This is a genomic window from Streptomyces sp. NPDC051020 (assembly GCF_040683105.1).
In the GTDB taxonomy this organism is placed as follows: Bacteria; Actinomycetota; Actinomycetes; order Streptomycetales; family Streptomycetaceae; genus Streptomyces.
Window position 1 is genome coordinate 1 of the sequence record NZ_JBFBCG010000164.1, and the last position, 7,172, is coordinate 7,172.

At 69.0% G+C, this 7,172-nt stretch carries 8 protein-coding genes; all 8 read left to right on the forward strand.

The genetic code is table 11. From position 1 onward, the window contains the following. The first annotated feature begins 115 nt into the window (after positions 1 to 115). On the forward strand, positions 116 to 760 hold the full coding sequence (locus AB0N06_RS37595) for an HAD family hydrolase (RefSeq protein WP_366139170.1): 645 nt from the start codon (positions 116 to 118) through the stop codon (positions 758 to 760). A gap of 41 nt (positions 761 to 801) precedes the next feature. Beyond that, complete coding sequence (locus AB0N06_RS37600; RefSeq protein ID WP_366139172.1) at positions 802 to 2,001, forward strand: MFS transporter; 1,200 nt, start codon at positions 802 to 804, stop codon at positions 1,999 to 2,001. Next, on the forward strand, positions 1,970 to 3,142 hold the full coding sequence (locus AB0N06_RS37605) for an acetoin utilization protein AcuC (RefSeq protein WP_366139173.1): 1,173 nt from the start codon (positions 1,970 to 1,972) through the stop codon (positions 3,140 to 3,142). Before AB0N06_RS37600 ends, AB0N06_RS37605 begins: the two co-directional genes overlap by 32 nt. 122 nt (positions 3,143 to 3,264) lie before the next feature. Then, a complete protein-coding gene (locus AB0N06_RS37610) occupies positions 3,265 to 4,080 on the forward strand; it encodes a phosphatase (RefSeq protein ID WP_366139174.1) in 816 nt (271 codons plus the stop codon). Between the two features lie 128 nt (positions 4,081 to 4,208). After that, positions 4,209 to 4,424 (forward strand): helix-turn-helix domain-containing protein, encoded by a 216-nt coding sequence (locus tag AB0N06_RS37615; protein WP_266984444.1) that lies wholly within the window; start codon positions 4,209 to 4,211, stop codon positions 4,422 to 4,424. Between the two features lie 109 nt (positions 4,425 to 4,533). Continuing rightward, entirely contained in the window at positions 4,534 to 4,632 is a 99-nt protein-coding gene (locus tag AB0N06_RS37620) for an AURKAIP1/COX24 domain-containing protein (protein ID WP_003948845.1), read from the forward strand. Positions 4,633 to 4,846: 214 nt separating this feature from the next. Beyond that, complete coding sequence (locus tag AB0N06_RS37625; RefSeq protein ID WP_366139175.1) at positions 4,847 to 5,941, forward strand: NAD-dependent epimerase/dehydratase family protein; 1,095 nt, start codon at positions 4,847 to 4,849, stop codon at positions 5,939 to 5,941. Between the two features lie 15 nt (positions 5,942 to 5,956). Continuing rightward, positions 5,957 to 6,997, forward strand: a complete 1,041-nt coding sequence (locus AB0N06_RS37630; protein ID WP_366139176.1) for a lysophospholipid acyltransferase family protein — start codon at positions 5,957 to 5,959, stop codon at positions 6,995 to 6,997. Positions 6,998 to 7,172 lie beyond the last annotated feature (175 nt).

The window sequence follows — 7,172 nt, forward strand, 5'->3', positions numbered from 1 at the left end:
TACTGCAGGGGGGACCCTGTGGGAGAGTAGGACGCCGCCGAACAATTATTCCGGGAAAGCCCCGTGCCCTTGTGGCACGGGGCTTTTCTGCGTTCTGAGCGTCTAGGCTCGAACCATGCGCTACGAACTGGTCATCTTCGACAACGATGGTGTGCTCGTCGACAGTGAGCCGATCTCCAACGCCATCCTCTCCGGCTACCTGACCGAGCTCGGTCACCCCACCTCGTACGAGGAATCACTCCGTGACTACATGGGGTCCGCCGTGCACCGGGTGCACGACCTCGTCGAGGAAAGGACCGGGGAGAAGCTGCCCGCGGACTTCGACGAGACGCTCCAGTCCCGGATCTTCGCCGCGTTCCAGGAGGAGCTGGAACCGGTCGAAGGAATCGACGACGTGCTGGGAAAGCTCGTCGCCGACGGTGTGCCGTACTGCGTCGCCTCCTCCGGGAGCCACGAACGGATCCGGGTCGGGCACCGCAAGACCGGGCTCGACCAGTGGTTCGAGGAGGAGTGGATCTTCAGCGTGGAGGACGTCGGTCACGGGAAGCCGGCACCCGATCTGTTCCTTCTCGCCGCTGAGCGGATGGGCGTTCCGCCCGAGAGGTGTGTCGTCATCGAGGACAGCCCGCTCGGGGTGGAGGCGGCACGGGCCGCGGGGATGGATGTGTACGGGTTCACGTCGGTGATGCCCGCCGACCGGCTCGCCGGGGTGACCGGGCACTTCTCCGACATGGCCCAACTGCGGGAACTGCTCGCCTGATCCATCTACCCATGGGTAGGCCAGGGCCCTACGCTGCGGCCATGACGGATGCGCGGCTGCGGCACGGTAGGGCCTCCTTGGCGTTGAGCTTCTTCGTGCAAGGGGTCACCTTTGCCCTGCTCGTGACGCGTATTCCTGCCATTCAGGACCGGTACGGGATATCCGACGGGCTGCTGCCCGTGTTCCTTGCCGCCGTACCGATCCTGGCCGGTGTGGGCAGCGTGGTCACCGAGAAGGTGGTCGCGCGGGTGCGGCCCCGGGGCGTACTGAGGTGGGCGCAGCCCGTGGTGCTGCTGGCGCTGCTCGGTGTCGGGGCCGGCAGCGAGCTGTGGCAGTCAGCCGTCGCACTCGGGGTATTCGGACTGTCCGTCGGGGCGCTCGACGCCTCCATGAACATGATGGGGGTCAGCCTCCAGCGGGCGTACGGGCGCAGCATCATGCTCGGGTTCCACGCCGCGTACAGCCTGGGCGGGATCGCCGGGGCGTCGATGGCGTGGGCCGGGGCGCACTGGGATCTCACGCTGCTGGTGTCGTACCTTCCCGCGGTCGTCCTGCTGCTGCCTGCCGCGTTCATCGGGAGCCGGTGGTACGTCGGGGGGAGGGCTGAGGGCGACGGGCCGGAGGCAGAGCGTCAGGGTGGCTCCGTCTCGTTCAAGCTGCTGATGCCGCTCTGTCTGGTGATGAGCTTCGCGTACATCGGGGATTCGACGGTCTCCAACTGGAGTGCGAAGTATCTGCAGGACGTGCTGGGGAGTTCCGAGCAGCTGTCGACCGTTCCGTACAACGTCTACATGGTGACGACGCTGCTGGGGCGGGCCGTGGGGGACTTCGGGGTGCGACGGTTCGGAGCTGTGGCTGTCGTGCGGTTCGGGAGTGTGCTGGCCGCGGCCGGGTTCGCGGTGGTGGCGGTGGCTTCCGGGGCGTGGATCGGGATGCTCGGGTTCACCATGCTGGGGCTCGGGCTCTGTGTGATCGTTCCGCAGACGTTCGCGGCCGCCGGGCGGATGTTCCCGGGGGCGAGCGACACGGCGATCGCCCGGCTGAATGTCTTCAACTATCTGGGGTTCCTGGTGGGGTCGCCTCTGGTGGGTGCGCTCGGGGACGCGTGGAGCTACCGGGGCGCGATGCTTGTCCCGATGGCGCTGGTGCTCGCGACGCTCGCGTACGCCAAGTCGTTCGGTTCGGAGTCTGCCCGATACGGTGGCGGGCATGAGCGGCCGCGCACAGTTGATGTGGGATGACGCAGTAACGGGATACGACTTCGGGGCCAGTCATCCGATGGACCCCGTCAGGCTTGCCCTGACGATGGGGCTGGTGCGGGCGTTCGGTCTCGACCAGGCGGTGGATGTGGTGGCCGCCAAGCCGGCCGGGGAATCCACGCTGAGGCTCGTGCACCGTGAGGACTACGTGGCAGCCGTACGGGCGGCCTCCGCGGATCCCCGGGCGGCCGATCAGAACTACGGGCTCGGGACGATGGACGATCCGGCGTTCGTGGGGATGCACGAGGTGTCGGCGCTGATCGCCGGGCAGTCGGTGGCCGCCGCCGAGGCGGTGTGGCGCGGGGACACCGCACATGCGGTGAACTTCGCGGGCGGGCTGCACCATGCGATGCCGGGCGGTGCGGCGGGGTTCTGTATCTACAACGACCCGGCGCTGGCCATTGCCCGGCTGCTGGAGCTGGGTGCGGAGCGGGTCGCGTACATCGATGTGGACGTCCACCACGGTGACGGGGTGCAGGCCGCGTTCTGGGAGGACCCGCGGGTTCTGACCGTGTCGCTGCACGAACATCCGCGGACGCTCTTCCCGCAGACCGGCTGGCCGGAGGAGACCGGTTCCGGTGCGGGGGAGGGGGCCGCGGTGAATGTGGCACTGCCCGCCGGCACGGGGGACGCGGGGTGGCTGCGGGCCTTCCACGCGGTGGTGCCGGAACTGATCGCGGACTTCCGGCCGCAGGTGCTGGTGACCCAGCACGGGGCCGATACGCACTTCGAGGATCCGCTCGCGCATCTGGCGGTGTCGCTGGACGCGCAGCGGGCGGTCATGGAGTCGTGCCATGAGCTTGCCCACGCGTACGCGGAGGGCGGGCGGTGGGTGGCGCTCGGCGGGGGCGGGTATGCGGTCGTCGATGTGGTGCCGAGGTCCTGGACCCATCTGGTGGGGATCGCCGCGCATGCGCCGGTGGACCCCGAGGCGGTGATTCCTTCCTCGTGGCAGGACGAGGTCTATGCCCGGACCCGGCAGCTGGGACCGGGCCGGATGACCGACGGACGTATGCCGTCGTGGCAGCCGTGGGAGGCGGGGTACGACCCGGCGGACCGGCTGGATCAGGCGGTGCGGGCGACCAGGCGGGCGGCGTTCCCATTGCGGGGGCTGCTGGCCTGAGGCGGGCGGGAGCGGTCCGGTTCGGCCGTTTCCGCGCGGCGGTGGGGGCGGGGTTACGCCAACTGTGGGGCCCGACCTCTCTTTTGGCCCTCCGTCCGGGTGATTGAGGCAGCATCGGCAGGGTGTTGAGCACCGGAGCGCTGCGCGCGCATCTGCTGTCGGCCCGGCTGGCCGGGCCCGTGGCCACCTCGCGGGAGGTGAGTCTGCGGAGCTATCGGCTGTTCGCGGCCAGGGATCCGCGGGTGATGCTCGGGCTCGACCCCGCATGGGGGTGGGAGGCGCCCGATCTGCTTCGGCTGATGGCCGACAAGTGCGGGGTTTCGAACGATCCCGCCCACGTTGCGGGTCCTGATGTGATCGATCCGGAGCGGACGTTGGCCGGTCTGGACGCGTTTGCCCAGCGGTTGTCGAGCGCGGCGGTCCGGCGGGCGCCGGTGCTGTTCGGGACCGGTCATCCGCACCGGTTGCTCGGGTTCTACGTCGCGCTGGCAGACGCCATGTCGGCGGCGGGGTGTGCCGTACTCACCCCCGCGCAGGGGAGATGTATCGACATAACGACCCGGTTCGGCGTACGCACGTACAGGCTCGACTACGTACGGGGAGTCGCCATGGTGCGCGAACCCGGCGTGCGGCCCCACGGTGGTGAGCCGGGCGCACATACCCACTCGCCGCTGCCGGTCCGGGTCGCACTGGAGGCGGCGGTGATGGTCCACGGGCGACTTCCGGAGTTGGTTGTCGGCGACCACGGCTGGGTCTGCGGCGCAGGTCAGTTGGGCATTGAGGCAATCGGTCTGGCGGATACGGACGATCCCGCGCTGTTCGTCGGGGAGGCCGAAGGGCGGGTCTCGGTCGCCGTTCCGCTCGACGACGCCGTGCCGTCCGCTTACTACCGGCCGCTTACTCGCTATGTGCTCAATCGGGCGTGTCTGTCACAGTAGGCGGCCGATGGTCCCTCCTCTTCCCCACTCGCATCACCCGCCCCTAATCTGGGGAGTGAGCGCACAACGACGAAGAGTCACCGGAGGGGAAGCCGGTGCGCGTCTCGCGCGGAAGGTACAGGTGGGTCATGGCTGGTGCTGGCAGCGAGAGGCCTCTCAACGAGGTCAAGTTTCTGACCGTGGCGGAAGTCGCCTCGGTCATGCGCGTGTCGAAGATGACCGTGTACCGCTTGGTGCACAGTGGTCATCTGCCGGCGATCCGGGTGGGCAGGTCCTTCCGGGTCCCGGAGCAAGCGGTTCACGAGTATCTCCGCGAGTCCTTTGTGGGGGTGGAGTCCGCCTGACGGTCACCTCGGATTACGCCCCTCACGCGGTGGCGGGTAGGCTAGGCCGACGTAGGTCGTGTGGGCCCAGACGCCCCGCACCAGTGAAGAGAAGTGAGCGAGGGTAGTCGTGGGCTCTGTTATCAAGAAGCGGCGCAAGCGGATGGCCAAGAAGAAGCACCGCAAGCTGCTCAAGCGCACGCGCGTTCAGCGTCGCAACAAGAAGTAAGCGAACGCAGTTCGTGAATCCGCAGCCCTCCCGCCGATTCGGCGGGAGGGCTGCGGTGCGTTTGCGGGAGGGTGCCGCTGCGGGCGTGTGTGGGCCTGGTGACGCACATTTGGGCCAAAGACTCGGCAGAAGGCCGCCGCACAGTCATCCCAGGGCAACATCCACCCGCTACGGTGACGGCCAGGGGAAACCTCTTCGACGGAAGGCGCTGATCTTGGGGAAGGTCGTGCTCGTCACGGGAGCGGCCCGGCAACTGGGCGGCCGATTCGTGCGGCGCATCCAGCGTGATCCGGACGTGGACCGGGTGATCGCCGTGGACGCGGTCGCGCCGTCGCAACAGTTGGGTGACGCCGACTTCGTACGTGTGGACATCCGTCAGCCCGCGATCGCCAGAGTCCTGGCCGCGCACGCCGTCGACACGGTCGTGCATCTGGACGTCAGCGGCAAGACGCTCGGCGCGGGCGGCCGGACCACCGTCAAGGAGACCAATGTCATCGGCACCATGCAGTTGCTCGGTGTCTGCCAGAAGTCGCCGACGGTCCGGCGGCTGGTGGTCAAGTCCAGTACGAGTGTGTACGGCTCCGCGCCGCGGGATCCGGCGGTCTTCACCGAGACCACCCCGCCCAAGTCCCTGCCGAGCGGGGGCTTCGCGAAGGACGCGGTGGAGGTCGAGGGATACGTACGGGGCTTCGCGCGCCGCCGGCCCGACGTGGCCGTGTGCGTGCTGCGGTTCGCGAACATCCTGGGGCCGGACGCGGACTCGCCGCTCGCCGACTACCTGGCACTGCCCGTGCTGCCGACGGTGTTCGGGTACGACCCACGGCTCCAGTTCGTGCATGAGGACGATGTCATCGGCGTACTGAGGATCGCCTCGCACGAGCCGCGGCGCGGGACGCTGAACAGCGGCACGTTCAATATCGCCGGCGACGGGGTGTTGTTGCTCTCGCAGTGCGCGCGGCGGCTCGGGAGGCCGACGATGCCGGTGCCCCTGCCCGCCGTCACCTGGGTGGGCCAGGCGCTCCGTACGATCGGCATGACGGACTTCTCGCCGGAGCAGATCCGGCTGCTCACGCATGGCAGGGTGGTCTCCACCGTCCAGATGCGCGAGACGCTGGGCTTCCACCCGGGATTCACCACCGCGGAGACGTTCGCCGCGTTCGCGCGCGGCCTGGGTCCCGGACTGCTGCCGCCCGAGACGGTGGGCAGGGCCGTCGACCGGCTTGCGGCGCTGCCGTTCGCCGGTGGGACCGGCGAGGTTCCGGTGAGCACCGGGGCAGGCGACACACAACCGACTCCCGGCGCCAGGTAGAGGAGCGCACCGACGATGGCGGATGCCAAGGTCATTCCGTTCGATGACGACCGTTCACGGTCGGGTGGCGCGCAGCGGTCCGCCCGTCGGAGGGCGGCGGGGCCCGCGGTGGGCACCGCGGCCCTCAGTGCCCTGCCGGGGCAGCAGGACGCCGTGCAGGCCCAGGAGGCGGTGCGGGGGGTGGGTGGTGTGCAGGCTCACGAAGGGGCTCGGCGCGGCGGCTGGGACCGGCGGATCGCGGGTGGGCTCGCGTTTCTGCGGCGGCGGGTCACCGGTGAGTACGAGGTCGACGAGTTCGGGTACGACAAGGAGCTCACCGATCAGGTTCTGATGTCGGTGCTGAGACCGATGTACGAGAAGTACTTCCGGGTCGAGGTGAAGGGCATCGAGAACATCCCGTCGGACGGCGGGGCACTGATCGTGGCCAACCACTCGGGGACGTTGCCGCTGGACGGGCTGATGCTTCAGGTCGCCGTGCACGACACCCATCCGGCCGGCCGGCATCTACGGCTGCTCGCCGCGGACCTGGTGTTCATGATGCCGGTGGTGAACGAACTGGCCAGGAAGGCCGGGCACACGCTGGCCTGCGCGGAGGACGCGGAGCGGCTGTTGAGGCAGGGCGAGGTCGTCGGCGTGATGCCGGAGGGCTTCAAGGGCATCGGCAAGCCGTTCGGCGATCGGTACAAGCTGCAGCGGTTCGGGCGGGGCGGCTTCGTGTCGACGGCGCTGCGGGCCGGGGTGCCGATCGTGCCGTGCTCGATCGTGGGGGCGGAGGAGATCTACCCGATGATCGGCAACGCGAAGACGCTGGCGCGGGTGCTGGGGATTCCGTACTTCCCGATCACACCCACGTTTCCCTGGCTGGGACCGTTGGGCGCCGTTCCGCTGCCGACGAAGTGGACGATTCAGTTCGGGGAGCCGATTTCTACGGACGGGTATCCGGTGGAGGCGGCGGAGGATCCGATGCTGATGTTCAACTTGACGGATCAGGTGCGGGAACAGATTCAGCACACGCTGTACAAGTTGTTGGTTCAGCGGCGGTCGGTGTTCCTCTGACGGTGCGTCCGGGGGTGCCCGGGGCGTCCGGCAGCCGGTTTGTCCTCAACCGCCGGACGGGCTTGATGTACCGGCGATTGAGGACGGTCGGGGCCAGGGGTCTCCCCCTGGGGCGGGGGGGGTGTTTGGGGGGGCGGCCGGCCCCCCCGCCGGCGGGCCGGGAGGAGGGGGAAGA